Below are 24,859 nucleotides of genomic sequence, written 5' to 3'. Positions count from 1 at the left end.
CTTGAAACACGTTGTCTGGTTTGGCATCAAATAGCGGGTGCCGAAGACTGGAGTCACTCACATGCTGATCGCTCAGCGTCCCTCCCTGACCGAAGAGGTCGTCGACGAGTTCCGCTCCCGGTTCGTGATCGAGCCGCTGGAGCCGGGTTTCGGCTACACCCTCGGAAACTCCCTGCGGCGCACGCTGCTCTCCTCGATCCCCGGTGCGGCCGTGACCAGCATCCGGGTCGACGGAGTGCTGCACGAGTTCACCACCGTGCCGGGCGTCAAGGAGGACGTCACCGACCTCATCCTCAACATCAAGCAGCTGGTCGTCTCCTCGGAGCACGACGAGCCCGTCGTGATGTACCTGCGCAAGCAGGGCCCGGGCCTGGTCACCGCCGCTGACATCGCCCCGCCGGCCGGTGTCGAGGTGCACAACCCCGACCTGGTCCTGGCGTCCCTCAACGCCAAGGGCAAGCTGGAGATGGAGCTGACCGTCGAGCGCGGTCGCGGCTACGTCTCCGCCGTCCAGAACAAGGCCGCGGGCCAGGAGATCGGCCGGATCCCGGTCGACTCCATCTACAGCCCGGTACTGAAGGTCACCTACAAGGTCGAGGCGACCCGAGTCGAGCAGCGGACCGACTTCGACAAGCTGATCGTCGATGTCGAGACCAAGGAGTCGATGCGGCCGCGCGACTCCATGGCGTCCGCCGGCAAGACCCTGGTCGAGCTGTTCGGCCTGGCCCGTGAGCTCAACATCGACGCCGAGGGCATCGACATGGGCCCCTCGCCCACCGACGCCGCGCTCGCCGCCGACCTCGCGCTGCCGATCGAGGAGCTGGAGCTCACGGTCCGCTCCTACAACTGCCTCAAGCGTGAGGGCATCCACTCGGTGGGTGAACTCGTCGCCCGTTCCGAGGCCGATCTGCTCGACATCCGCAACTTCGGTGCGAAGTCGATCGACGAGGTCAAGGCCAAGCTGGCCGGCATGGGCCTGGCCCTGAAGGACAGCCCTCCCGGATTCGACCCGACCACCGCGGCGGACGCCTTCGGCGCGGACGACGAGGGCGACACCGGGTTCGTGGAGACCGAGCAGTACTGAGCACGGTCCCGCACACCGCACCGCACGTGTCCGGGGGCCCGCACACCGGGCCCCCGGATCTCCGGCGGGCAGCAGCCCGCCGGCATGCTGACATCGGTACCTGACACGGCCGGTGCAGAGAAGAGGAGAGACCCCCGATGCCCCAGCCCACGAAGGGCCGCCGTCTCGGCGGAGGCCCGGCGCACCAGCGACTCATGCTGGCGAACCTGGCCACCGCGCTGTTCGAGCACGGCCGCATCACCACCACCGAGGCCAAGGCCCGGCGCCTGCGCCCGGTGGCCGAGCGTCTGATCACCAAGGCCAAGAAGGGCGACCTGCACAACCGTCGCCAGGTCATGCAGACCATCCGCGACAAGAGTGTCGTGCACACCCTGTTCACGGAGATCGGTCCGCAGTTCGCGAACCGTCCCGGCGGGTACCTCCGCATCACCAAGATCGGCCCGCGTCGTGGCGACAACGCCCCGATGGCGGTCATCGAGCTGGTGGAGGCCCTCACCGTGCAGCAGGAGGCGGTCGGCGAGGCCGAGGCCGCCACGAAGCGCTCCGTCAAGGAGAGCGCCGCGCCGGCTCCGTCCGACGCGGTCGCCAACGCTGACGTGAGCAAGGACACCGCTCCCGCGGAGAAGGCCGAGAGCAAGGCCGATTCCGAGGGCAAGGCCGACGAGGCCGAGGGCACGACCGAGGACGAGGGCAAGAAGGACGCCTGACACGTGTCCCCGTGACGCGTGCCCCGAGTCCGCAACGCCGGGCCTGTTCCCCTGTGCGGGGAGCAGGCCCGGCGGCGTTCGAAAGGATCATCCGGTGACCACCGAGCCTCTCCAGGACACCACCCTGCCCGGGACCGCCCCCGCGGCGCCCCCTCCCGTCCGGGTGCGGCTGGACCTCTCCTACGACGGGTCCGGGTTCTCCGGCTGGGCAAAGCAGCGCGGCGGGCAGCGGACCGTCCAGCAGGAGCTGGAGGAGGCGCTGCGCATCGTGACCCGGTCCGGACAGCACGCCGAGCTGACCGTCGCGGGCCGCACCGACGCGGGAGTGCATGCCCGGGGACAGGTCGCGCACGTGGACCTGCCGGCCGAGGTGTGGGCGCAACAGCACGACAAGCTGCTGCGCCGGCTCGCCGGACGGCTGCCGCAGGACATCCGGGTGTGGCGGGCGGCCGAGGCGCCGCCGCATTTCGACGCCCGGTTCTCCGCGATCTGGCGCCGCTACGCGTACCGGGTCAGTGATCACCCCGGCGGTGTCGACCCGCTGCAGCGCGGGCACGTGCTGTGGCACAACTGGCCGCTGGACGTGGACGCGATGAACGCGGCAGCCGAGCGCCTGCTCGGCGAGCACGACTTCGCCGCCTTCTGCAAGAAGCGGGACGGCGCGACGACCATCCGCACCCTGCAGACCCTGCGCTGGGTGCGCCGCCGGGACGGTGTGCTGGAGGCCGAGGTGCAGGCCGACGCCTTCTGCCACAACATGGTGCGGGCGCTGGTCGGCGCACTGCTCTTCGTGGGGGACGGGCACCGCCCGCCCGCGTGGGCCGGCCAGGTGCTGGCCGCCCGGGTCCGGGACTCCGCGGTGCACGTGGTGCGCCCGCACGGCCTGACCCTGGAAGAGGTCGGCTACCCGGCGGACGAGCAGCTGGCCTCCAGGAACGCGGCGTCCCGCAACCGGCGCACACTGCCCGCCCCGGCCGGCTGCTGCTGAGCCGCGCCCGGCGGCCCCGGACACCGGGCACGGGGAGCCGTGCCCGGCCGGGAGATCCCCTGGCAGCGCTCAGTCGGTGCCGCGGCGTTCCTCCACCAGCGCGCTCGCCGAGGCGGATGCCTGGGCCTCGCCACGCTGCACGATGCGGGCGTAGGCGTGGTCGTTGCCGTCCCGGGCCGCCTGCTGGGCCGGAGTGCCGTCCCCGCTGTCCGGTGTGTTGTCGCTGTTCCCGGCGAGGGTGAAGTAGGCGTAGCGGCCGGCCTGGTTCGAGGTGGTCCGGCAGCCGCCGCGGTCGCAGAAGGCCGGAACACCCTCGCCGGTCAGGGGGCGGACGTGCGGGGTGGCGGCTGCCTTGGCCGCCGCCGCGTCCTCCACGGTGCCGAACTGGCCCACGCCGACGGTGACGGCCACCCCGTCCGCCACGTAGGTGGCGCGCAGGAAAGCGGCGCAGCCGTGCTCACCGAGAACCGCGGCCAGGTTCTCGGTCACCGCGAGAGAGCAGTCCTCGGCGGCATGCGTGGTGACTCTGGTGTACTCCCGGCCGTCCACGGTCATCGTGTCACCGGCGAAGAACTCCTCCGGGGTGAACGGGGCGGTGTCCTTGTCGGCGTCCGACACGAATTCGTGCGGCTTGGGCAGCGGCGGCAGGCTGGTCTCCGCGAACGTGGGCTCCGCCCCGGCGGCGTCCGTGGGCACGTCCGTCTCCGCGGGCGCCGAGACGGACGGCCCGCCGGCGGCGCCGTCGTCCCCGCCACCGCTCTGATGAACGATGGCGAGCGCGACCAGGGTCCCCACCGCGAGCGCGGCCACGGCCCCACCACCGATCACCAGGCGGCGCCGGCGGGCCCGCGTGCGGTCCGCCTCGGCGGCCAGCGCGCTCCAGTCCGGTGTCTGCGGCGAATCCCACTGCGAACCCCCGGAACCCCCCGGGAGTCCCCCCTGCCCGTAGCTCATGCGTCGCATCCTAATGCCGTGTCAGCCAGGGCCTGCCTCGGTGCGGGTACCCCCGACCGGCACGGCAGCGGTGCCGGCCCGCAGGAGCACGCCGTGGCAGCAGCTCAACCCTGCCTCCGCGATGAGCCCGGGGTCTCCTTCCGGGTCACTCCACGGCGGCGGGGTAATGCACCTCGTGAACGCGCTCCGGGATGCTGCGCGGTATGACGAGCCCGGTCTCGTAGGCGAAGACCACGGCTTGGGCACGGCTCTTCAGGGCGAGTTTGGTCATGGCGCGGTTGAGGTGGGATTTCACGGTGGTCTCGCTGATGACCAAGTGCTCGGCCATGTCCGCGTTGGAGAGCCCGCGGGCGGTGAGCTGGAGTATTTCGCGTTCGCGCGTGGTGAGGGCCTCGAGTTTGCCGGGGAGGCACGAGGTGAGGTCCGCCTGCGCGACGTAGTGGTCGACCAGGCGCTGGGAGACGCTCGGGGTGAAGTACATGTCTCCGTGAGCCACCGCCTGGATCGCCGCCGTGAGGCGTTCCGGGTCGCCGTTCTTGAGCAGGAAGCCGGAGGCACCGGCCCGCAGGGAGGCATGGACGTACCGGTCGAGGTCGAACCCGGTGAGGATCAGCACGCGAGGTAAGGGGGAGGTGTGGTGGGCCAGAATCCGTTCGGTGGCGGTGATGCCGTCCATGCCCGGCATGCGGATGTCCATCAGCACCACATCGGGGCGGAGGCGGGCTGCCCGGGCCACTCCCTCCTCGCCGAAGGACGCTTCACCGATGACGTGCATACCGGGGGTGGATTCGATCAGTGCTCTGACGCCGGCACGCACCAGGTGCTGATCGTCGACGACGAGCACCTTGATCGAACCGGGATCCGATGCGGCTGATGACACAACTGACGTGCTGGGGTGCATGAAGAGGCCCTTCCTCGGTGACAGTGCGCACACCAGGCCTCACGCCCCAAGGCCCGTCTCCCCTGCGCAGAGTAGCGCACCGGTGACCCCCTGAAATCGAACATTCGTAGGAGGTGGTGCCACTGCGGAAGTTGGAGTCACCGCCTCGGCGTCCACCGCACGCGGAGAAGAAGTGCCCACGCCCGCAGGATGCCGGGGGCATGTGCCGTACGTAGTGTCCTCGCCACGAGCAGTTGCATCGGAGGTGGCGATGGACGAGCACAGCCTGATCACCCTGGACCAGGCCGAGAAGCTGGAGGTCGGCGAGGTCCATGACCTGTACCGCCGGTACGTGAGCAGAAGTCAAGTACGGCTCATGACCTCGTTCGGGTTCGGCCACGAGCTCGCCGACCGGGCAGAGGGCGCGTACATCCACACCCGGGACGGCCGGAAGATCCTGGACTTCACCGGCGGCGTCGGGGTCCTCAATCACGGGCACAACCATCCGCGGATCCTGGCCGCCCGGCAGCGGTTCCAGGAGGCCGGCCGGATGGAGGTGCACAAGACCTTCTTCTCCCCCTACCTGGCGGCGCTCGGACACAACCTGGCACAGGTGCTTCCAGGGGACCTGCGCATGTCCTTCCTGCCCAACTCCGGGGCGGAGGCGGTGGAAGGGGCGGTGAAGCTCGCGCACAAGTACCACAGGGGCAGACGTACGCGGATTCTGCGTTCGGACATCGGGTTCCACGGCAAGCTGCTGGGCTCGGGAGGGCTCACCGGCGGCGCCCAGAGCCACTTCCCCTTCCCCACGATCCCGGGCATCTCCACGTTCACGTACGGGGATCTCGATTCCGTACGTGAGGCGGTCGACGCGGCCCGCCGCCCCGACGGGCGCTGCGACGTGTATGCCCTCCTCATCGAACCGTTCAGCGCCTCCACGATGAACCGGTGCTCCGAGGAGTTCCTGCGCGGGCTGAGAGAGCTGTGCTCCGCCGAGGACATCGTGCTGGTCTTCGACGAGATCTACACCGGGTGGGGCAAGACAGGCTCGATGTTCTCCTTCATGAGCCTCCCCGGCCTGATACCGGACATCGTGACCACCTCAAAGTCGTTCGGCGGGGGAAAGTCATCGATCTCCGCGTTCGTCGCCCGTGAGCGCGTGTTCGACAAGGCGTACGGCAACATGACCGACGCGCTGCTGCAGAGCACCAGCACCACCTACTACGGGTTCGGCGAGGAGACGGCCACCGCTCTCGAGGCGGTCGCGATAGCCGTGGAGGACGACTATCCGGGGCGGGCCCGGGCCATCGAGCGCGTCCTGCGCCCCGGCCTCGACCGGATCCGCAAGACCTACCCGGATCAGGTGGCCGAGGTGCGCGGGGCCGGAGCGCTCTTCGGCGTCTTCCTGACAGGTGGCCCAGCGGCCCTCGACGTCCTCGCCAAACTGCCCGGATCCGGCCCTGCCAAGGACCCCTTGCTACGGACGAAGGTGGTCACGGCGGCGGTCATCGACCGGCTGTACCGCAAGCACGGCATCTATGCCTACTACACACTCAACGGGCGCAGCCCTCTGGTCGTCAGCCCGCCGCTGGTCACCGAACTCGCCGACGTGGAACGGTTCCTCGAAGCCCTGGACGCCACCCTTGCCGAGGGGATGACACGGCTGCTGACCAGATTCGTCCGCGAGAGGGTGAGCTCGCTGTGGTGAACCACCCCCTTCCCCGCCGGGTGGCCGTGACCGGCGCGGCCGGCGTGCTGGGTTCCCATGTGGCCGGCCGGCTGCGGGCCGCCGGCTGCGAGGTGCAGGCGATGGACCTCCGCCCGGTGCAGGCCGGCCCCGGGCTGACTCCGTTCACGGGAGACATCCGGGACCTCCACGCCGTCACCGAGGCAGTGACCGGTGCGGAGGCACTGGTCCACTGCGCCTCCGCGCTCCCCAGCTACCCGGAGCAGCAGATCCGCTCGGTGGTGGTGGACGGCACCGCCACCGTACTGCGCGCCGCCCGGGCTGCCGGGGTATCCCGGGTCGTGCACATCTCGTCCACGGCCGTCTACGGGCTGCCGCGCGAGGTACCCACGCCTGAGGACCACCCCCATGAACCGGTCGACACCTACAGCGCGGCCAAGGCGGAAGCGGAGACAGTCGTCGCCTCCTGGCGGGACAGCGGCCTCTGCCTGCCCGTACTCCGGCCCAAGACCTTCCTCGGCCCCGGACGCCTGGGCCTGTTCGACATGCTGTTCCAGTGGGCTGAGGAAGGCCGCCACTTTCCCGTCATCGGCCGTGGCGACGTGCGCATCCAGATGCTCGCTCTGGACGACCTCGTCGACGCCGTGGCCACCGTGCTGCGGGCACCGGCTGAAGTGGCGAACGACACCTACAACATCGGCGCCGCCGAGTTCGGAACGTTGCGTGAGGATTTCCAGAGCGTGCTGGACGCCGCCGGGCACGGCAGGCGCATCGTCTCCGTCCCGGCCGGTCCTGCCGTAGCCGTGCTGCACGCCCTGCAACGGACGCGGCTGTCCCCGGTCTACGGGCGGCTCGTGTCCAAGCTGCGCAACCACTCGTACGTCTCCCTCGACAAGGCCCGCGAGCGGCTGGGATTCACCCCGAAGCTGTCCAACCAGGACGCGATTCTCCGGACGTACGCCTGGTGGCGTGCCCACCGCGGGGAGAGCACCGCCCGGGGCGCCGAGCGCACCAGCAACGAGCCCTGGAAGCAGGGCGCGCTCGGCATGGCCAAGGTCTTCTTCTGATGCGTGGGCATCCGAGATGCTGCCGCCCAGCCGAACGGAGCCGAACCGCATGACCGCGCTGGACCTCACGACGCCGACCACGTCCCCTTCCCGGGCACCCGCGCCCCCACTGCTGCGCCACACCCGCCCCCGTGACCTGATCGCCCTTTCCCGCCCCTACCAGTGGGCCAAGAACCTGCTGGTCGTCCCCGCTCCCCTGCTGCACTCAGCGGCCTGGACCGGCACCGGACTGACGAGTCTGGCGCACGCGCTGCTGGTCTTCACCGTCGCGTCCGTCCTGGTCTACGTCGGGAACGACATCGCCGACCGGCATCGTGACACGCACCATCCGGTGAAGCGGCACCGGCCCCTGGCCGCGGGACGGCTGCCGGTCGCCGCGGCCGTGGTGTACGGCGTCCTCCTGGCCGTCGTCCTGACCGTCTGTCTCGTACTCCTCGCCCCCGCTCTGGCCTGGCCCGTCGGCGCCTACCTCGCCCTCAACGCTGCCTACAGCTGCGGGGTGAAGAACGTGCCCGTGCTGGAAGTCTTCGTCGTCGCGGCCGGCTTCAACCTGCGGGTGCTGGCCGGCTACCTCGCGGTGGGGCTGGCCCCGCCGGGATGGCTCCTGGCGTGCGTGTTCCCGCTGTGCCTCCTCCTTGTTCTCGGGAAGAGACGCCGAGAGCTGGACCAGGCCGGCCCGCGGCACCGGTCGGCCCTGCGCGGATACACCGTCACCTTCCTGGACCAGGCGATCGTGCTGAGCGCCGGACTCGCGGCCGTCACCTTTCTCATCTTCCTCAGCCAGGACCTGGGACGTGACTTCCATCTGGCCGCCGTCTTCCTCATCCCCCTGGTCCTCCTGGGACTCTTCCGGTACCTGTGGGCCGTCACGGTCAAGGGAGGTGGAGCGGACCCCGTCAGGATGCTGCTCCGCGACCGGTTCCTGGCCATCGACGCTCTGCTCTGCGCGGTGGTACTGGCCTGGACGAAGATCGCGGCGGCCTCGTCCCTCCCGGGTTTGCTCCACTTCCTCCCCGGAGCCCGGTCATGACGGACCCGGGTTCCGGACCCCGCACGGAAGCAGCGCCATCCGCCGTTCCTCCTCCCACCGGGCGGTGGTGTCTCGGCACCCGGCTGCTGGTGGGCGCGACAGTGGGCTGGATCGCCTTCCTGACCGCCCACGTGCTGCTGAGCGGGAGATGGTGGCCATGGCTGGTCCCCGAGGCTCTGCCGCCGCTCACCCTGCTCCTCGTCCCGCTTCTTCTTCTGGCGCTGGTGCCGCTCGCCCGCCCGGTGCGCCGCCGGCTGGCTCCGGTCCTGGTCCTCGCCCTGCTGGCCGGCATCCCCCTGGCCGGCCTGACAGGCGGGGCGCTGCCGACCGGACAGGTGTCACCGGGGGACCTGAAGGTGTTCGTCTGGAACACCTACTACTGGGGCACGGACGACGACCCCGACGACTTCTACGCCTACCTGCGGTCGCAGCGGGCGGACGTGTACCTGCTCCAGGAGTACCTCCACTGGCAGGCCGACGGACCGGTCCGCATCGACGACACGGAGCGGCTGCGCCGCGAGTTCCCCGGCTACCGCCTCGTCGTCGAAGGGGAGCTGATCACCCTGACCCGGATGCCGGTCGTCGCCACCCACGCACGCCCCACCGGCGGGTCGGGCACGGACTGGTACACCCGGGGCAAGAAGGCGCAGCGTACCGACATCGCGTACGGCGGGCAGACCCTGTCGCTCTACAACGTGCACATGCAGGTGCCCTACCGGGCCGACCGCACCCCGTTCTCCGCGGACTTCCACCGCTTCATGCGTGACCAGCACGCCCTGCGGCGGGCCGAACTGGAAGCCCTGCGCGCGGACCTGGCGGCCAACCCCCATCCGGCACTCGTCGCAGGCGACTTCAACACACCGTGGGTGCACGGCGTGGTGCGGCTGGGCCCCGGCCTGCACCGCCAGGACCCGGACACCGGACTCGCGCCGCCGCTGACCTGGCCGGTGGCCAAGTACGGGCTGCCCCGCGTGTGGCGGCTGGACTGGGTGTTCACGACCGCCGACGTGTCGGTGACCTCCCACCGCCTGGTCGGCGCCGAGGGACTCTCCGACCACCTCGCCATGGAACTGCGTATCTCCGTCGAGCCCTAGCCCATCAGCCGAGAGGAACAGCAGCCTTGCGCACCACCGACACCGACACCTTTGACGTCACCGTTGTGCTGGACTACTACGCCCCCTACGTCAGCGGCCTCACCGAGGCCGCCCGCCTCACCGCTGAAGGCCTCGCCGCACGCGGCTGGAGAGTGGCCGTGGCATGCGCCAGGCATGACCCGGCACTGCCCGCCCGGGAGGAGATGAACGGCGTCCACGTCTTCCGCGCACCGGTGCTCGCCCGTGTCAGCCGCGGATTCCTCGCCCCGGCCCTGCCCTGGTTGGTCTCCCGGCTCGCCGCCAGATCCGCACTGCTGCACCTGCACCAGCCGATGCCGGAGGCGGCGTTCGTCGCCGCCCTGCGCTCCCGGGCGAAACTGGTGACGACCTATCACATCGACGCGTTCCTGCCCGACGGCGCGGTCAACCGGCTCGGCATGCGGCTGGCCGACCGGATCGCCCGCGCGGCTGTCCGCCGAGCCGACCTGGTCATCGTCAACAGCGAGGACCAGGCTCGCGGCTCCCGGATCTGGCCCAGCATCAGCCGGCGTCCCCTGCGGGCGATCTCCTCACCCTGCGTGGACCGCAACGGCGGCACCCCCGCCCTCAGGGAGGACCGAGGACTGCACGTGGGCTTCATGGGGCGGATCACGGAGGACAAGGGGATCGAGTACCTGATCCGGGCCTTCCGGCAGATCGAGGACCCCGCGGCCCGCTTGCTCATCGCCGGGGACCACCTTCAGGTCGCGGGCGGCAGCAACATGGCACAGCTCCGCACCGAGGCGGGCGACGACCGGCGCATCCGGTTCCTGGGACTGCTGCGCGGGGACGCCATCCGCGACTTCTACGCTTCCCTCGACGTGTTCGCGCTGCCCTCGATCTCCGAGTCGTTCGGCATCGTCCAGGTCGAGGCAATGATGACCGGTGTCCCCTCGGTGACCACCGATCTGCCCGGGTCCCGGATACCCGTCCAGATGACGGGTTTCGGCAGGCGCGTCCCCGCGAGGGACCCGCAGGCGCTGCGGAACGCCCTTCTCGAAGTGTCCCGGATGACGGACGAGGAACGCCGCGCAGGGCAGCGCAGGACGGTCGAGCTCTTCGGCGGTGACGCCTTCCTGAACGACCACGAGGAGGCATTCCGGGCCCTGATCGACCGCCGGGACGAGCTCGTCGCATGAGCAAAGCCCACCGCGGCGCGCCCCCGCCCCGCCACGTCGTCGTCATCTGCCACCAGTACCCGCCGTGGTCCCTCGGAGGGCTCGCCGAGTACGCCGAACGCTTCCTGCACCGCACCCGCCGCGAGCACCCGGACGTCCGCCTGACCCTGCACACCATGAACTGTCCCGGCGGGCTCCCGTCCCGGGAGCAGGCGGACGGACTGACCATCAGGCGGCCACGCATGCCGCGTTGGCTCACGTCGCGGATCGTGTCCCCCAGAAACCACCTCGCGCCCGCAGGGCGTGCCGCCTTTGCCCTTGCCCTGCTGCACTTCAATCTGGCCACTCTGTTCGCGCTGCTGCGCGTGCGCCGCCGGGGCCTCGTGGTCGCGGTCCACGACTGGCAGAGCGCCCCCGCGGGCATTGCCGCCGCCCTCCTGCGACTTCCGGTGATATACCACGTGCACAACACCGAGGCGACCATGACTCCCGAGCCGGACATGACGGATCCGTTCGGACTCATCAAGTTCAACCAGCGGCTGCTGAGCCGGCTGGCGACCCGCGTCGTCGTCCCCACCCCCGAAATGAAACAGCTGGTCGGCGCACACGGGTGGCAGACCCACCGGGTCAGCGTCATACCCCATGGGTGCGAGTCCCTCGCTCCCACCGACCGCACGGGCCCGGACGGCACCACGCAGGCGGCCCGCGCGGCGGCGAGAAAGGAACTCCTCGCCGGGTCCGGCCTCGGTCCCGACGCCCGGATCCTGGTCTTCGCCGGCCGGCTGAGCCCGGTGAAGGGCATCCACACGCTCCTGCGCGCCCTGCCGGAGATCGCCCGCCGGCACCCGCGGGTCCACCTGTTCGTCCTCGGTGTGGGACTGGCCGGAACGGACCAGGGCGCCGCCGTGGACCGGCTCGTCGCCGAACTCGGCCTTCAGCGCCGGACGCACCTCTACCACCGCTATCTGCCGCAGGAGGAACTCCACCAGCACTACCTGGCCGCCGACGTGGGTGTCTTCCCCTCGCTCTACGAGCCGTTCGGCCTTGTCTCGGTGGAGGCGATGTCCCTGGGCACACCCGTCGTGCTCGGCCCCGGCTTCTCCGGACTGATCGCCATGGACGGGACGGAGCAGGCCGCCCTGCGCACCGCCACCGACAGCCCGCGCGAACTCGCCGACGCGGTCTGCCGGCTCCTCGACGACCCGGCCGGTGCGGAGCTGCTGGCCGCCCGGGGGCGGGAGCACGCACGGCAGAACTTTCCCTGGTCGGCCGCCGTCAACGCCACCCTCTCCCTCTACGCGGACGTGCGGGCGCCGGGGGGGAGCGGATGAGCACCGGAGCGGCACGCAGCCGCTGGCGCACTCTGACGGGCTGGGTGCTGGCGGGTGTGATCCTCGCCGCGCTCATCTGGACCATGCGCGGGCAGGACTGGTCCGAGGCCCGCCCCATGGTGACCTCGCAGGCCCTGCCCTACGTGCTCGCCTCCTGCGCGGTCAACGTGCTGGCACTGTTCTTCGCCATGCTGTCGTGGCGCAGCATCATGGCAGACCTCGGTCACCTGCTGCCCCGCCGCACCGCGGCCCAGATCTATTTCGTCGGAATGAGCGCCAAGTACGTGCCCGGCGCCCTGTGGGTCGCGCTCACGCACGCGAAACTGGCCCGCGGCGCGGGCGTCAGCGGGCTGGTGACGGTCGCGGTGTCGCTGCTCAACATCCCGGTCGTGCTCCTGACGGGACTGGTCGTGGGAAGCCTCGCCGCGCCGATGCTCCTCGGCAACTGGAGCTGGCTCCTCCTCCTTCCCGCCGGGCTGCTCGCCCTGGTCCTCGCGAAACCTGACCTGACCGGCCGGGCGGCCTCCGCCGCCGCCCGCCTGCTGCGGCGGGAACTCACGTCGACCGGCTCCGGAACGCACACGCGGGCGGCCCTCGGATGGCAGCTTGCCTGCCGGCTCGTCTCGGGGCTTCATCTGTGGCTGCTCACCCTGGCGCTGGGAGCGCCCGCGGGGCCGGCCCTGCTGATCAGCGTGGGGGCCTTCGCCCTGGTCACCGCTGTCAGCGCGCTGATCGTGGTGCTGCCGGACGGCGTGCTGGTGCGGGAGCTGTTCCTGATCGGCGCGCTGTCCCAGGTGATGCCGCTGACCGCCGCGGGAGCGGTCGCCGTCGCGAGCCGGGCGGTCTGCCTCCTGACCGACCTGTCGCTCAGCGGGATCTTTGCGGTTGCCATGGCGCGCGGCCGGCTGCGCTCGGCAGGCGGGCCTGCGAACCGGCGCGGGCAGCCCGGGCTCCGGTCCGTCCGCCCGGCAGCGCGAGCGGACTGACGTTCCTTCCGGCCAGCTGGAAAACGGGGTTGGACCGAGGACCGGGAGCCGTCAGACTCCTGGCATGGGACATGTGGAGACCGCGCATCTGGAGTACTGCCTGCCGGACGGGCGGGTGCTGCTCGACGATGTCTCGTTCCGGGCGGGAGAGGGCTCCGTGGTGGCGCTGGTCGGCGCCAACGGAGCGGGCAAGAGCACCCTGCTGCGGATCATCGCCGGGGAGTTGCAGCCGGACGCCGGCAGCGTCACCGTGAGCGGTGGCCTGGGCGTGATGCCGCAGTTCGTGGGGAGTGTGCGGGACGAGAGCACCGTCCGTGACCTGTTGGTCTCGGTGGCGCCGCCGCGCCTGCGGGAGGCCGCCCGGGCGGTGGACGAGGCCGAGCACGCAGTGATGACGCGGGACGACGAGGCGGCTCAGCTGAGCTATGCGCAGGCGCTGGCGGACTGGGCGGAGGTCCGGGGGTACGAGGCCGAGACCGGGTGGGACATCTGCACGATGGCGGCGCTCGGCGTCCCGTACGAGCAGGCGCAGTGGCGTCAGGTGCGCACCCTGTCCGGCGGGGAGCAGAAAAGGGTGGTGCTGGAGGCGCTGCTGCGCGGCGGTGACGAGGTCCTGCTGCTGGACGAGCCCGACAACTATCTGGACGTGCCCGGGAAGCGGTGGCTGGAGGACCGGCTGCGGGAGACCGGTAAGACGGTGCTGTTCGTCTCCCACGACCGGGAGCTCCTGGCCCGCTCGGCAGAGCGGATCATCAGCGTCGAGCCGGGCCCGGCCGGCTCGGACGTCTGGGTGCACGGCGGCGGTTTCGGCACCTACCACGCGGCACGGCGTGAGCGGTTCGCCCGCTTCGAGGAGCTGCGGCGGCGCTGGGACGAGAAGCACGCCCAGCTGAAGCAGCTGGTGAACACGCTCAAGAACAAGGCCGCCTTCAACGACGGGCTGGCATCCCGCTACCAGGCGGCGCAGACCCGGCTGCGCAAGTTCGAGGAGGCCGGGCCGCCGCAGGAACCGCCGCGTGAGCAGAACATCACGATGCGGCTGCGCGGCGGCCGGACGGGAGTCCGGGCGGTGACCTGCGCAGGGCTGGAGCTGACCGGTCTGATGCGCCCGTTCGACCTGGAGGTCTACTTCGGCGAACGGGTGGCCGTGCTGGGCTCCAACGGTTCGGGGAAATCGCATTTTCTGCGGCTGCTGGCCGGCGGGGACGTCGCGCACGCGGGCACCTGGAAGCTGGGTGCCCGCGTGGTACCGGGACACTTCGCCCAGACACACGCCCATCCGGAGCTGGAGGACCGGACGCTGCTCGACATCCTGTGGACCGAACATGCCAGGAAGCGGGGTCCGGCGATCTCGGCGCTGCGCCGGTACGAGCTGGACCGCCAGGCCGAACAGTGCTTCGGCCGGCTGTCGGGCGGCCAGCAGGCCCGCTTCCAGATCCTGCTGCTGGAGCTGGCCGGCAGCACGGCGCTGCTCCTGGACGAGCCGACGGACAACCTCGACCTGGAGAGCGCCGAGGCGCTCCAGGCAGGTCTGGAGGCGTACGAGGGGACGGTGCTGGCCGTCACGCACGACCGCTGGTTCGCCCGTTCCTTCGACCGGTTCCTGGTATTCGGTGCGGACGGCCGGCTCCGGGAGACCCCGGACCCGGTCTGGGACGAGGCCCGGGTGGTGCGGGCCCGCTGAGGAGCCGGGCACTCCCTCCGGGCCGTGCGCTCACGGGTCCAGCACGTCGGCGAGCGGGCGGCGGGGCGAGCCGCTGACCTTGCCCCGGGGGTAGCCCGCGGACAGGAGGAGCTGGGGATGGCCGCCGTCCGGACCGGACACGGCGTCGCGCAGCCGGGCGCGCAGCGGGTCCCCCACCTGGCAGGGCTGGTTGGCGTACCCGGCGAGCACGCCCTCGGCGGCCAGCACCAGGAGCGCCCGCTGCAGTGCCTGGCCGGTGGCCAGCCACGCGGGGCGGGTGTCCGTGTCCGTGGTGATCACGAGCAGGGCGGGTGCCGCCCGCACCAGGGCGGCGTCGCACGCCCCGGTGCGGGCACCGAGGTCGAGGGAGCGGAACGCCGTGCGCAGAAGGGGCGCGAGTGCGGTCGGTACGGCAAGGCCGTCCCCGCTGCGGCGGGGACGCATCCAGAACGCCAGCTCCCGTCGCCAGGCCCGGGTGGCGAACTGGCGGCGGTCGCCCTCCTCCACCAGGGCGGCCACCCGCGCACGCTGCCCGTGGGGCACCGGCATCATCAGGGCCCCCTCCCGCTCCGCCGCCTCCCGGGCGGCCCGGAGCACGGCCTCGGGTACCGGGCGGGCGGCGAACGGGCGGCGGCAGGTGTGCCGGCGGGCGATGGCCTCGTACAGGTCCGGGTCCCCGGGAGCCGGCTCCCGGCGCTCGGTGAGTGTCACCCGGGCGAGGAGGGAGTCGTCGGCCGGATCGGGGAACGCCTCGACGAGGGCGTCGAGGCCGTGGCGGAGCGCCGCCACCCGGAGGTTCAGCAGGGCGGCTCCGGCGCTGATCACGCGCTCGCGTCCGGCCGGATCATTCACCGGCAGAGCCCGCGAGCGGTCGGTGTGCAGGGTGACGCCGCTGTCGGTCCGGCGGAAGATCCAGGGCTGGGTGTTGTGCGAGGACGGCGCGCGCACCGCCTGCCCGACGAGGACCGGTACCGGGTCGGGCCGTGAGTACAGGTTCATGGTGACCTCCGGGTGCCTGCCAACAGCCTCGCAGCCCCGGGCACGGCAGGCCACCGGACGGCCGCCGGGCCGGTGGTGCCGGGCCGTTTTGACCCGTCCGGGCAAGGGACGGTATTCTGCCTGGTCGGTATGCGTAATGGCTTGCTCGATCTCACGAGAGTGGCCTTACGCCGGTTCACCAGGATGATCGTCAGCGGCCTGCACCCGGTTGCGTCACCGGCGTGTGGCCATGTCTGACGTGATCGTCCGGGCGACCTTGTAAGGATCCACTCATCGAAGAAGCGAAGGCTACGACCGTGCGTACGTACAGCCCCAAGCCCGGCGACGTCCAGCGCCAGTGGCATGTCATCGACGCCCAGGACGTGGTCCTGGGCCGTCTGGCATCCCAGGCAGCCACCCTCCTCCGGGGCAAGCACAAGCCGGTGTACGCGCCGCACGTTGACATGGGTGACTTCGTCATCATCGTCAACGCCGCGAAGGTGCACCTCTCCGGCAACAAGCGGACCCAGAAGCTGGCCTACCGGCACTCCGGTTACCCCGGCGGCCTCCGGTCCGTCCGCTACGAAGAGCTCCTGGAGAAGAACCCCGAGAAGGCCGTCGAGAAGGCCGTCAAGGGCATGATCCCCAAGAACACCCTGGGCCGCCAGATGCTCTCGAAGCTCAAGGTCTACGCGGGTGCCGAGCACCCGCACGCGGCACAGCAGCCTGTGCCGTTCGAGATCACCCAGGTCGCGCAGTAGTCCCGGCCACCCCCCAAGACGAGAGAGAATCTGAGGAGAATCGTGGCCGAGAACAGCACTGAGATCCCCGACACCGAGATCCCCGAGGTCGAGGAATACACCACCGAGAGCGCTCCGGTGGAGGAGTACACCAGCGAGTCGCTGGCTTCCCAGTTCGGTGAGCCGCAGCCGGCCGCCGGCACCGGCCGCCGGAAGAACGCGATCGCCCGTGTCCGCATCGTGCCGGGCAGCGGCAAGTGGAAGGTCAACGGCCGCACCCTGGAGGGATACTTCCCCAACAAGGTGCACCAGCAGGAAGTCAACGAGCCCTTCAAGGTGCTCGAGCTCGACAACCGCTACGACGTCCTCGCCCGCATCACGGGCGGCGGCGTCTCCGGCCAGGCCGGAGCGCTGCGCCTCGGCGTGGCGCGGGCGCTGAACGACGCGGACGTGGACAACAACCGCGGCCCGCTGAAGAAGGCCGGCTTCCTCACCCGTGACTCCCGTGCGGTGGAGCGGAAGAAGGCCGGTCTGAAGAAGGCCCGTAAGGGCACGCAGTACAGCAAGCGCTGATCCGGCGCGGCGCGGTCACGGCCGCCGCTGTCTGCGCAACGCCCCGTCGGCACCTGTGTGCCGGCGGGGCGTTGCCCTTCAGCAGGACCTGAACAAGGCATGGTGGAACAGAGCGGGCAGGGTCAGGGAGCCGGGTGGCCCGCGGATATCTCGGAGGACATCAGTGGGACGACTCTTCGGTACGGACGGGGTACGCGGCGTCGCCAACGTGGATCTCACGGCGGAGCTCGCGCTCGGGCTGTCCTCCGCGGCGGCACGGGTGCTCGTCGATGCGGGGACCGGGGGCGGTGACGGACACCGCCCGGTTGCGGTGGTCGGGCGCGACCCGCGGGCTTCGGGCGAATTCCTGGAGGCGGCCGTGGTCGCCGGGCTCGCCGGCACGGGGGTCGACGTGCTGCGGGTGGGGGTGCTGCCCACCCCGGCCGTGGCGTACCTGACCGGTCACCTCGGCGCCGACTTCGGCGTGATGCTGTCGGCCAGCCACAATCCCATGCCGGACAACGGCATCAAGTTCTTCGCCCGGGGCGGCCACAAGCTCGCCGACGAGCTGGAGGACCGGATCGAGGCGGCGTACGAGGAGGCCGTCGAGGGCAAGCCGTGGAGCCGGCCGGTGGGCGGGGCTGTCGGCCGGGTCACCGAGTACGGCGAGGGTTTCGACAACTACGTCGCCCACCTCATCGGGGTGCTGCCCAACCGGCTCGACGGGCTGAAGGTCGTCGTCGACGGGGCGCACGGCGCCGCCGCCCGGGTCGCGCCGGAGGCGTTCGCCCGGGCCGGAGCCGAGGTCATCACCATCGGGGCGGAGCCCGACGGGCTGAACATCAACGACGGCTGCGGCTCCACCCACCTGGAGCCGCTGCGGGCCGCGGTGGCCCGGCACGGTGCCCACCTCGGCATCGCGGTGGACGGGGACGCGGACCGCTGCCTGGCCGCCGACGCGGACGGTGCGGAGGTGGATGGTGATCAGATCCTCGCCGTCCTCGCCGTGGCGATGCGGGAGGCCGGCACGCTCCGGCAGGACACCGTCGTCGCCACCGTGATGTCGAACCTCGGCTTCGCGCAGGCGATGGAGCGCGAAGGGCTGCGGCTGCGGCAGACCGCCGTGGGCGACCGTTACGTGCTCGAGGAGATGAAGCGCGGCGGATTCTCGCTGGGCGGGGAGCAGTCCGGCCACGTCATCGTGCTCGACCACGCCACCACCGGGGACGGCACCCTCACGGGCCTGATGCTGGCGGCCCGGGTCGCCGCCACCGGCCGCCCGCTCACCGAGCTGACCGGCGTGATGCGGCGCCTGCCGCAGGTCCTGATCAACGTGCGCGGGGTGGACCGCAGCCGGGTGGGGAGCTGCCCGGAACTGGCCGAGGCGGTGGCCGCGGCCGAGCGGACGCTGGGTGACACCGGCCGGGTGCTGCTGCGTCCTTCCGGGACCGAGCCGCTGGTCCGGGTGATGGTCGAGGCGGCCGACGCCGGCCAGGCGCAGGCGGTGGCCGCCGGACTGGCCGAGGTGGTGCGCACGGAGCTCGCCGTGGCTGCTGCGGCCGCTCCGCTGTCCGACGCTACCTGGTGAGGGCCGGCCGGACCCGCCGGCCGGCACCCGCGGCGGGCGGGGACCCACGGGTCACAGCTTGCGCAACGACAGCCGTTCCACGGCGTGGTCCGGGCCCTTCCGCAGCACGAGCGTCGCCCGGCCACGGGTCGGGGCGACGTTCTGCACCAGGTTGGGGCCGTTGATGGTCCGCCAGGTGTTCCGCGCATAGCGCATCGCTTCCTCCTCCGAGACCTCGGTGTACTTCCGGAAGTACGACCGGGAATTGAGGAACGCCGTGTCCCGCAGCTTCCGGAACCGCTCGAGGTACCAGGCCTCGATGTCGGAGGTCCGGGCGTCGACGTACACCGAGAAGTCGAAGTAGTCCGCGAGCGCGACCCGGGTACGGCCGTCGGTGCCCGGCAGCGCGGGCTGCAGCACGTTCAGCCCTTCGACGATCAGCACATCCGGGCGGCGCACCACCAGCCGCCGGTCCGGCACGATGTCGTAGCTGAGGTGCGAGTAGACGGGCGCGGTCACCTCCTCCTTCCCGGCCTTCACGTCGGCGACGAAGCGGGTCAGCGCCCTGCGGTCGTAGGACTCGGGGAAGCCCTTGCGGCCCATCAGACCGCGCCGCTCCAGCTCGGCGTTGGGCAGCAGGAAGCCGTCCGTGGTGACCAGCTCCACCCGCGGGTGTTCCGGCCACCGCGCCAGCAGAGCCTGGAGCAGCCGGGAGACGGTGGACTTGCCGACCGCCACGCTCCCCGCCACCCCGATGACGAACGGGGTGCCGTGCTGCGCGCCATGGCCGTTCCCCGCGGAGCCGAGGAAGGCGTTCAGCGCGTCGCGGAGCCCGTGCACCGCGCCGACGTACAGGTTCAGCAGCCGGGACAGCGGGAGGTAGACCTCCCGCACCTCGTCCAGGTCGATGACATCGCCGAGGCCCCGCAGCCGTTCCACCTCCTCGGCGGTCAGCGGCAGCGGAGTGCGCTCGCGCAGCGCGCTCCACTCCGCCCGGCTGAGGTCGACGTACGGGCCGGCGACGGTACGGGCAGGGCGGGGAGGGTGCTGCGTGGAGGCGGACACGGAGCTCATTCTCCGCCGGGCCGCCGCACCACGCGCTTCCGGCCCCCCGGGGGAACCTCCCGGAGGTCCCGGAGATGCCGCTAGTCTGCCCTCATGTGCGGCATCGTCGGTTACGTGGGGGCACAGTCGGCTCTCGATGTGGTCCTCGGCGGATTGCGGAAACTCGAACCTCCCTCCTACGACGCGGCCGGCGTCGCCGTCCTCGTGGACGGGGGCCTGGCATCCGCCCGGACGGCGGGCAGGCTCCCGGACCTGACCCGGCTGCTGGAGCGCAGCCCGCTGCCCAGCGGAAGCACCGGCATCGGTCACCTCCGGCGGGGCACCCGCGGCCCGGCCACCGAGAGCAGTGCCCACCCGCAGCTCGACAACGCCGGGCGGATCGCGGTGGTCCACAACGGCACCCTCGGCAACGGGGACCTGCTGCGCGCGGAGCTGGCGGACCGGGGCCACGAGCTGACCTCGGGCACCGACACCGAGGCCGTGGCCCACCTGCTCGCCGAAGCCGTGTCGGCCTGCGGCGACCCGGCGGAGGCGATGCGCCAGGTGTGCGGCCGGCTGGACGGGGCGTACGCGGTGGCGGCGGTGCACGCGGACGCCCCGGACACGCTGGTGGGGGCCAGGAACGGACTCCCGCTGCTGGCCGGGCTGGGCGACGGCGAGTGCCTGCTGGCCTCCGACCGTGCGGTCCTGGCCGACGGCCCCTGGGAGGTCGTCGAGCCCGCGGACACCGAGGTCCTCGTCCTGCGCCGGGAGAACGACGAGCTGAGCTGCGAGCTGCTCCCCGCCGACGCCGGCCTCCCGGGGGGCCGGCGGTGATCATCGGGGTGGGTATCGACGTGGCGGAGATCGACCGCTTCGCCCAGTCACTGGAGCGCACACCCCGGCTGGCGGACCGGCTCTTCGTGGCCGCCGAGCTGACGCTGCCGAGCGGGGAGCGGCGCGGCGTGGCCTCGCTCGCCGCCCGCTTCGCCGCGAAGGAGGCCCTGGCCAAGGCGCTGGGCGCGCCGACCGGGCTGCGCTGGACGGATGCCGAGGTGGTGTCGGCGGGCAACGGCCGCCCCTCGCTGCGGGTCCGGGGCACGGTCCTGGAACGGGCGCAGGAGCTGGGCGTCCGCACCTGGCATGTCTCGCTGAGCCACGACGCCGGCATCGCCTCGGCGGTCGTCATCGCCGAGAGCTGACCCCGGCCGGTTCCGCGGGTTGCGACGCGTCGCCCCCGGCTTTCCGGGGAGACTTGCCGCATGCGTACCGCCTATTCCGTGGAAAGCGTACGGCGCGCCGAGCAGGCGCTGATGGCACGGCTGCCGGAAGGGGCGCTGATGCAGCGGGCCGCGGCCGGGCTGGCCGCCGTCTGCGGGGAGATGCTGGGCCGGGTCTACGGGGCCCGGGTGGCGCTGCTGGTCGGCAGCGGGGACAACGGCGGGGACGCCCTGTACGCCGGGGCACGGCTGGCCCGGCGCGGGGCGGGCGTCACCGCCGTGCTGCTGTCTCCCGAGCGGGCGCACCCCGGCGGTCTGGCCGCCCTGCGGGCAGCCGGCGGACGGGTGGGCGGCCTGCCCGCCCGCGCCGACCTCGTGGTCGACGGGATCATCGGCATCGGCGGTACCGGCGCGCTGCGCCCGGCAGCCGCCGAGCTGGTGCGGGCGGTGGAGGAGAGCGGTGCACCGGTGGTCGCCGTGGACCTGCCCAGCGGCGTGGACGCCGACACCGGCGAGGTTCCCGGGCCGGCCGTGACCGCCGACGTGACAGTGACTTTCGGCGCCCACAAACCCGGGCTGCTCATCGATCCGGGCCGCAGCCGGGCCGGGGTGCTGCGCCTGATGGACATCGGCCTGGACCTCGGACCGGCGGGCACCCCGGCGGCGCTGGCGTATCAGCACGCCGATGTGGCCGCGCTGCTCCCGCGGCCCGGGGCGGTCAGTGACAAGTACCGCCGCGGCGTGGTGGGCATCGCCGCCGGCTCCCACCGTTACCCGGGGGCCGCCGTCCTGGTGGTGGCCGGGGCGCTGCGCGGCGGGGCCGGTGCCGTCCGGTACCTGGGGCCGAACGGGGACGCGGTGATCGGGCGGTTTCCGGAGACCCTGCTCGGCGCGGGCCGGGTGCAGGCGTGGGCGGTCGGTCCGGGCCTCGATGACGACGCCGGGGCCCGGGAGCGGATGGCCCGGGCGTTCGAGGCCGAGGTCCCGATGCTGGTCGATGCCGACGGGCTGCGGCTGCTCGCCGAGCTGCGGCCGGGCGGCCGTACCGCCCCGCTGCTGCTGACCCCGCACGCGGGCGAGGCGGCGGCCCTGCTGGGGACGGAGCGGGGCGTCGTCGAGGGCGCCCGGCTCGCGTCGGCGCGCGAACTCGCCCGGCGCTACGGCGCCACCGTGCTCCTGAAGGGGTCCACCACGGTGGTCGTCGACGCCGAGGGCCCGGCGCTGGTCAATCCGACCGGGACCGGCTGGCTGGCCACCGCGGGCAGCGGAGACGTGCTGTCCGGGCTGGCCGGCTCCCTGCTGGCGGCAGGGCTGCCGTCCCGGGAGGCGGCAGCCTGCGGGGCGTATCTGCACGGCCTCGCCGCCCGGCTGGCCCCGGTCCCGCCGAGCGCCTCGGAGGTGGCGGCGGCGCTGCCCGAGGCGTGGCACGAGGTGCTGCGCACCGGCGGGTGACCGCCCGGCCGGGCGGTCACCCGGTGCCGGTCGCCGCGCCGTCCTGAGACACTGGAGGTGATGAGCGCACCGCCCCCCCTCCCGCTTCCGCGCGTGCGCGCCGAGATCGACCTCGGCGCGGTACGGGCGAATGTCCGTGCGCTCCGGGAGCGGCTCACCGGTGGTGCGGCGCTGATGGCGGTGGTGAAGGCGGACGCCTACGGGCACGGTCTGCTGCCGTGCGCCCGGGCGGCCAGGCAGGGGGGCGCGAGCTGGCTGGGCACGGCCACCCCCCAGGAGGCCCTGGCGCTGCGGGCCGCCGGCGACACCGGGCGGCTGCTGTGCTGGCTGTGGACCCCGGGCGGCCCCTGGCGGGAGGCCGTCGAGGCGGACATCGACGTGACAGTGAGCGGGAGCTGGGCGCTGCGCGAGGTGACCGCCGCCGCCCGGGCCGCCGGACGCACCGCCCGGGTGCACCTCAAGGTCGACACCGGCCTGGGCCGCAACGGCTGCCAGCCCGCCGACTGGCCCGCTCTGGTCGCCGCCGCCCGGGCCGCCGAGGCCGAGGGGACGGTGCTGGTCACCGGCCTGTGGTCGCACTTCGCCTGTGCCGACGAACCCGGGCACCCCTCCATCGCCCTGCAGCTCAGCGCGTTCCAGGACGCCCTGACCGCGGCGGCCCGTGCCGGTCTGGCCCCGGAAGTGCGGCACCTGGCCAACTCGCCGGCCACCCTGACGCTCCCGGCCTCGCACTACGACCTGGTGCGCACCGGGGTGGCTGTCTACGGGCTGTCCCCCTCGCCCGAGGTCGGGACACCGGAGGACTTCGGGCTGCGGCCGGCGATGACCCTGCGCGCCGCTCTGGCGAACGTGCGGCAGGTGCCCGGTGGCCACGGGGTCTCCTACGGTCATCACTATCTGACGCCGGGCGTCACGACCCTGGCGCTGGTACCCGCCGGTTACGCCGACGGCATCCCCCGGCACGCCTCCGGCAGCGGGCCGGTGCTGGTCGGCGGCAAGCTGCGGACGATCGTCGGACGGGTCGCGATGGATCAGTTCGTGGTCGACCTGGGCGGGGACACCGCCGAACCCGGCGACGAGGTGCTGCTGTTCGGTCCCGGCGACCGTGGGGAGCCGACCGCCGAGGACTGGGCCCGCGCGGCGGGGACCATCGGGTACGAGATCGTCACCCGGATCGGCCCCCGGGTGGAGCGGGTCCACACCGATGTGGTGGGGCCCGGACAGGTCACGCCGGCCGGTCCGCCCGGCCCGGCCGGGGTGCCGGCGGCCCCCGAGTTCCTGGAGAGCGCCGAGTGCGGCGACCGCTGGACGGACGGGGCCGGTACGGGGCGGTACGGGGCGGACGAGCAGCCGGTCGACGAGCACTGGACGGACGAACGCTGGACGTAGGCGCCGTCCGCGCCCGCCGTCCGCCGGACGCAGTAGCATCCGGAACCATGAGTCAGCTGATTCCTGCCGAAACGGACACCGGCCCTGCGGCCGGCACCCGGATCACCGTCGCCACCCCCGAGGAGATGCGGGAGTTCGGCCGCCGACTGGCCGCGCTGCTGCTCCCCGGCGACCTGCTGCTGCTCACCGGTGAGCTGGGCGCGGGCAAGACCACGCTCACCCGCGGCATCGGGGAGGGCCTCGGAGTCCGAGGGGCGGTCACGTCCCCGACCTTCGTCATCGCCCGTGTCCATCCGCCGCTCGCTGCCGGGCGGCCGGCCCTGGTGCACGTGGACGCCTACCGGCTCGGCGGCGGGCTGGAGGAGATGGAGGACCTGGACCTCGACGTGTCGCTGCCGGACTCGGTGGTGGTCGTCGAGTGGGGCGACGACAAGGTCGAGCGGCTCTCGGAGGACCGGCTGCACCTGGTGCTGGAGCGGGCCCCGGGCGGCCCGCCGGACCCGGAGGCGGTGGCGGACGAGGATGTGCGGATCGTGACCGTGCGGGGGGTGGGCCGCCGCTGGGACGGCCTGCGGCTGCCGGTGCCGGAGTGAAGCCGCTCGCCGGCCGGGTCCGCCCCGGCGCCCGGCGGCGGGCGCCGGGCGTCAGGGGATGACGACGACCTTCACACCGATCGTGGCGAACGGCCACATGGTCTCCCCGTCCTCCGGGGCCTGGCGGATGCCGCCGGTGCCCTCGGTGTCCGGGTCGGGCAGCGAGCCGTCCAGCGCGCTGCTGAAGCCGACCACCGTCTCGCCCACGGTGGCGAACCGGACGACATGCTGGACCGGCACGCCGTCGGAGCCGGTGATCTCCGCGGAACGGGAGTCCACCAGGTACTCACCGGGCAGCGGATGTACCGAGCTGGGGTGCACGACGTGGGTGTGGACGACCTCGTCACCGGCCCCGTCCTCCGCGGTCTCCACCAGCCACACCCGCTGGGCCTCCAGCGAGTAGACGACGCGCTTGCCCTGCCCGGAGTCCGGGGGCAGAGCCTCGGGGTCCTCCGGTTCGTCCGGCTCTGCGCCGAGATCCGCCGCCTGCTCGTCTTCCGCGTCCGGCTGCGCCGTCGCGTCGTCCTCGGCGCCGGCGGAGGCGCCGGCGGCAGGGCGGTCGGGGGCGGCCGCGGCCTGGTAGGTGAAGAAGCCCACGACGGCCAGGGCCAGCGCGGTGAGCACGGCGACGAAGGCGCCGGAGGAGGAGCCTGAACTGCCACGTGCCACGGTGTG

General features: G+C 72.4%; 23 protein-coding genes and 1 pseudogene. 19 read left to right on the top strand and 5 right to left on the bottom strand.

From position 1 onward, the window contains the following. The first annotated feature begins 61 nt into the window (after positions 1 to 61). From PJ985_RS07675 to truA, 3 genes are all read left to right on the top strand, one after another. On the top strand, positions 62 to 1,084 hold the full coding sequence (locus PJ985_RS07675) for a DNA-directed RNA polymerase subunit alpha (RefSeq protein ID WP_271682820.1): 1,023 nt from the start codon (positions 62 to 64) through the stop codon (positions 1,082 to 1,084). Between the two features lie 137 nt (positions 1,085 to 1,221). Then, on the top strand, positions 1,222 to 1,791 hold the full coding sequence (gene rplQ / locus PJ985_RS07670) for a 50S ribosomal protein L17 (RefSeq protein ID WP_271682819.1): 570 nt from the start codon (positions 1,222 to 1,224) through the stop codon (positions 1,789 to 1,791). A 94-nt stretch (positions 1,792 to 1,885) separates the two neighbouring features. Then, a complete protein-coding gene (gene truA / locus PJ985_RS07665; RefSeq protein ID WP_443033435.1) occupies positions 1,886 to 2,779 on the top strand; it encodes a tRNA pseudouridine(38-40) synthase TruA in 894 nt (297 codons plus the stop codon). A gap of 69 nt (positions 2,780 to 2,848) precedes the next feature. Here truA and PJ985_RS07660 read toward each other — a convergent pair whose 3' ends face one another. Together PJ985_RS07660 and PJ985_RS07655 are read right to left on the bottom strand one after the other, a co-directional pair. Further along, positions 2,849 to 3,733, bottom strand: a complete 885-nt coding sequence (locus PJ985_RS07660; RefSeq protein WP_271682818.1) for a hypothetical protein — start codon at positions 3,731 to 3,733, stop codon at positions 2,849 to 2,851. Positions 3,734 to 3,878: 145 nt separating this feature from the next. Next, on the bottom strand, positions 3,879 to 4,613 hold the full coding sequence (locus PJ985_RS07655) for a response regulator (RefSeq protein WP_271682817.1): 735 nt from the start codon (positions 4,611 to 4,613) through the stop codon (positions 3,879 to 3,881). Between the two features lie 271 nt (positions 4,614 to 4,884). Here PJ985_RS07655 and PJ985_RS07650 point away from each other — a divergent pair, with 271 nt between their 5' ends. From PJ985_RS07650 to PJ985_RS07615, 8 genes are all read left to right on the top strand, one after another. Then, the gene (locus tag PJ985_RS07650) at positions 4,885 to 6,321 is read left to right on the top strand and encodes an aspartate aminotransferase family protein (protein WP_271682816.1); all 1,437 of its coding nucleotides are present in this window, start codon (positions 4,885 to 4,887) and stop codon (positions 6,319 to 6,321) included. Further along, on the top strand, positions 6,315 to 7,367 hold the full coding sequence (locus PJ985_RS07645; protein WP_271682815.1) for an NAD-dependent epimerase/dehydratase family protein: 1,053 nt from the start codon (positions 6,315 to 6,317) through the stop codon (positions 7,365 to 7,367). Before PJ985_RS07650 ends, PJ985_RS07645 begins: the two co-directional genes overlap by 7 nt. 49 nt (positions 7,368 to 7,416) lie before the next feature. Further along, positions 7,417 to 8,397: a UbiA prenyltransferase family protein gene (locus PJ985_RS07640; protein WP_271682814.1), complete on the top strand. Its 981-nt coding sequence runs from the start codon at positions 7,417 to 7,419 to the stop codon at positions 8,395 to 8,397. Beyond that, the gene (locus PJ985_RS07635; RefSeq protein ID WP_271682813.1) at positions 8,394 to 9,491 is read left to right on the top strand and encodes an endonuclease/exonuclease/phosphatase family protein; all 1,098 of its coding nucleotides are present in this window, start codon (positions 8,394 to 8,396) and stop codon (positions 9,489 to 9,491) included. Before PJ985_RS07640 ends, PJ985_RS07635 begins: the two co-directional genes overlap by 4 nt. A gap of 26 nt (positions 9,492 to 9,517) precedes the next feature. After that, positions 9,518 to 10,669: a glycosyltransferase family 4 protein gene (locus tag PJ985_RS07630; protein ID WP_271682812.1), complete on the top strand. Its 1,152-nt coding sequence runs from the start codon at positions 9,518 to 9,520 to the stop codon at positions 10,667 to 10,669. Next, positions 10,666 to 11,979 carry a glycosyltransferase family 4 protein gene (locus PJ985_RS07625; protein ID WP_271682811.1) on the top strand — a complete coding sequence of 438 codons (1,314 nt, stop codon included), beginning with the start codon at positions 10,666 to 10,668 and terminating at the stop codon, positions 11,977 to 11,979. Before PJ985_RS07630 ends, PJ985_RS07625 begins: the two co-directional genes overlap by 4 nt. Further along, positions 11,976 to 12,965, top strand: a complete 990-nt coding sequence (locus tag PJ985_RS07620; RefSeq protein WP_271682810.1) for a lysylphosphatidylglycerol synthase domain-containing protein — start codon at positions 11,976 to 11,978, stop codon at positions 12,963 to 12,965. Before PJ985_RS07625 ends, PJ985_RS07620 begins: the two co-directional genes overlap by 4 nt. A 64-nt stretch (positions 12,966 to 13,029) precedes the next feature. Further along, entirely contained in the window at positions 13,030 to 14,649 is a 1,620-nt protein-coding gene (locus PJ985_RS07615) for an ABC-F family ATP-binding cassette domain-containing protein (RefSeq protein ID WP_271682809.1), read from the top strand. A gap of 30 nt (positions 14,650 to 14,679) precedes the next feature. Here PJ985_RS07615 and PJ985_RS07610 read toward each other — a convergent pair whose 3' ends face one another. Beyond that, positions 14,680 to 15,648, bottom strand: a complete 969-nt coding sequence (locus PJ985_RS07610; protein ID WP_271682808.1) for an Acg family FMN-binding oxidoreductase — start codon at positions 15,646 to 15,648, stop codon at positions 14,680 to 14,682. 296 nt (positions 15,649 to 15,944) lie between these two features. On the opposite strand from PJ985_RS07610, the gene rplM reads away from it, so the two are divergent. The 3 genes from rplM (at position 15,945) to glmM (ending at position 18,507) form a co-directional block, all read left to right on the top strand. Then, positions 15,945 to 16,388, top strand: a complete 444-nt coding sequence (rplM, locus tag PJ985_RS07605) for a 50S ribosomal protein L13 (protein ID WP_271682807.1) — start codon at positions 15,945 to 15,947, stop codon at positions 16,386 to 16,388. Positions 16,389 to 16,427: 39 nt separating this feature from the next. Further along, positions 16,428 to 16,940 (top strand): 30S ribosomal protein S9, encoded by a 513-nt coding sequence (gene rpsI / locus PJ985_RS07600; protein ID WP_443033437.1) that lies wholly within the window; start codon positions 16,428 to 16,430, stop codon positions 16,938 to 16,940. A gap of 163 nt (positions 16,941 to 17,103) precedes the next feature. After that, a complete protein-coding gene (glmM, locus tag PJ985_RS07595) occupies positions 17,104 to 18,507 on the top strand; it encodes a phosphoglucosamine mutase (RefSeq protein WP_271682805.1) in 1,404 nt (467 codons plus the stop codon). A 51-nt stretch (positions 18,508 to 18,558) separates the two neighbouring features. Here glmM and coaA read toward each other — a convergent pair whose 3' ends face one another. Continuing rightward, positions 18,559 to 19,560, bottom strand: coding sequence for a type I pantothenate kinase (gene coaA, locus PJ985_RS07590; RefSeq protein ID WP_443033434.1), 1,002 nt, complete (start codon positions 19,558 to 19,560; stop codon positions 18,559 to 18,561). Positions 19,561 to 19,644: 84 nt separating this feature from the next. On the opposite strand from coaA, the pseudogene PJ985_RS07585 reads away from it, so the two are divergent. The 5 genes and pseudogenes from PJ985_RS07585 to tsaE form a co-directional block, all read left to right on the top strand. Beyond that, positions 19,645 to 20,304, top strand: a pseudogene (locus PJ985_RS07585) (glucosamine--fructose-6-phosphate aminotransferase); the annotation flags it as partial. 59 nt (positions 20,305 to 20,363) lie between these two features. After that, entirely contained in the window at positions 20,364 to 20,732 is a 369-nt protein-coding gene (locus PJ985_RS07580) for a holo-ACP synthase (RefSeq protein WP_271682803.1), read from the top strand. A 60-nt stretch (positions 20,733 to 20,792) separates the two neighbouring features. Next, positions 20,793 to 22,202, top strand: a complete 1,410-nt coding sequence (locus tag PJ985_RS07575) for an NAD(P)H-hydrate epimerase (protein ID WP_271682802.1) — start codon at positions 20,793 to 20,795, stop codon at positions 22,200 to 22,202. A 60-nt stretch (positions 22,203 to 22,262) separates the two neighbouring features. Further along, a complete protein-coding gene (gene alr, locus PJ985_RS07570; RefSeq protein ID WP_271682801.1) occupies positions 22,263 to 23,591 on the top strand; it encodes an alanine racemase in 1,329 nt (442 codons plus the stop codon). A 47-nt stretch (positions 23,592 to 23,638) separates the two neighbouring features. Further along, positions 23,639 to 24,184 carry a tRNA (adenosine(37)-N6)-threonylcarbamoyltransferase complex ATPase subunit type 1 TsaE gene (tsaE, locus tag PJ985_RS07565; protein WP_271682800.1) on the top strand — a complete coding sequence of 182 codons (546 nt, stop codon included), beginning with the start codon at positions 23,639 to 23,641 and terminating at the stop codon, positions 24,182 to 24,184. A 51-nt stretch (positions 24,185 to 24,235) separates the two neighbouring features. On the opposite strand, the gene PJ985_RS07560 is transcribed toward tsaE, so the two are convergent. After that, positions 24,236 to 24,853: a hypothetical protein gene (locus PJ985_RS07560; protein ID WP_271682799.1), complete on the bottom strand. Its 618-nt coding sequence runs from the start codon at positions 24,851 to 24,853 to the stop codon at positions 24,236 to 24,238. Positions 24,854 to 24,859: the final 6 nt, after the last annotated feature.

This window comes from Streptomyces sp. ACA25, from assembly GCF_028200735.1.
Taxonomy (GTDB): domain Bacteria; phylum Actinomycetota; class Actinomycetes; order Streptomycetales; family Streptomycetaceae; genus Streptomyces.
Note: the sequence above shows the minus strand (reverse complement) of the source record. Positions and strands in the feature narration are given on the sequence as shown.

Excerpts from the sequence above, each read along its gene's own strand:
- PJ985_RS07675 (WP_271682820.1), top strand. The coding sequence starts at position 62 with ATGCTGATCGCTCAGCGTCCCTCCCTGACCGAAGAGGTCGTCGACGAG.
- rplQ (WP_271682819.1), top strand. The coding sequence starts at position 1,222 with ATGCCCCAGCCCACGAAGGGCCGCCGTCTCGGCGGAGGCCCGGCGCAC.
- PJ985_RS07660 (WP_271682818.1), bottom strand. The coding sequence starts at position 3,733 with ATGAGCTACGGGCAGGGGGGACTCCCGGGGGGTTCCGGGGGTTCGCAG.
- PJ985_RS07650 (WP_271682816.1), top strand. The coding sequence starts at position 4,885 with ATGGACGAGCACAGCCTGATCACCCTGGACCAGGCCGAGAAGCTGGAG.
- PJ985_RS07640 (WP_271682814.1), top strand. The coding sequence starts at position 7,417 with ATGACCGCGCTGGACCTCACGACGCCGACCACGTCCCCTTCCCGGGCA.
- PJ985_RS07635 (WP_271682813.1), top strand. The coding sequence starts at position 8,394 with ATGACGGACCCGGGTTCCGGACCCCGCACGGAAGCAGCGCCATCCGCC.
- PJ985_RS07625 (WP_271682811.1), top strand. The coding sequence starts at position 10,666 with ATGAGCAAAGCCCACCGCGGCGCGCCCCCGCCCCGCCACGTCGTCGTC.
- PJ985_RS07620 (WP_271682810.1), top strand. The coding sequence starts at position 11,976 with ATGAGCACCGGAGCGGCACGCAGCCGCTGGCGCACTCTGACGGGCTGG.
- PJ985_RS07615 (WP_271682809.1), top strand. The coding sequence starts at position 13,030 with ATGGGACATGTGGAGACCGCGCATCTGGAGTACTGCCTGCCGGACGGG.
- PJ985_RS07610 (WP_271682808.1), bottom strand. The coding sequence starts at position 15,648 with ATGAACCTGTACTCACGGCCCGACCCGGTACCGGTCCTCGTCGGGCAG.
- coaA (WP_443033434.1), bottom strand. The coding sequence starts at position 19,560 with ATGAGCTCCGTGTCCGCCTCCACGCAGCACCCTCCCCGCCCTGCCCGT.
- PJ985_RS07575 (WP_271682802.1), top strand. The coding sequence starts at position 20,793 with ATGCGTACCGCCTATTCCGTGGAAAGCGTACGGCGCGCCGAGCAGGCG.
- alr (WP_271682801.1), top strand. The coding sequence starts at position 22,263 with ATGAGCGCACCGCCCCCCCTCCCGCTTCCGCGCGTGCGCGCCGAGATC.
- tsaE (WP_271682800.1), top strand. The coding sequence starts at position 23,639 with ATGAGTCAGCTGATTCCTGCCGAAACGGACACCGGCCCTGCGGCCGGC.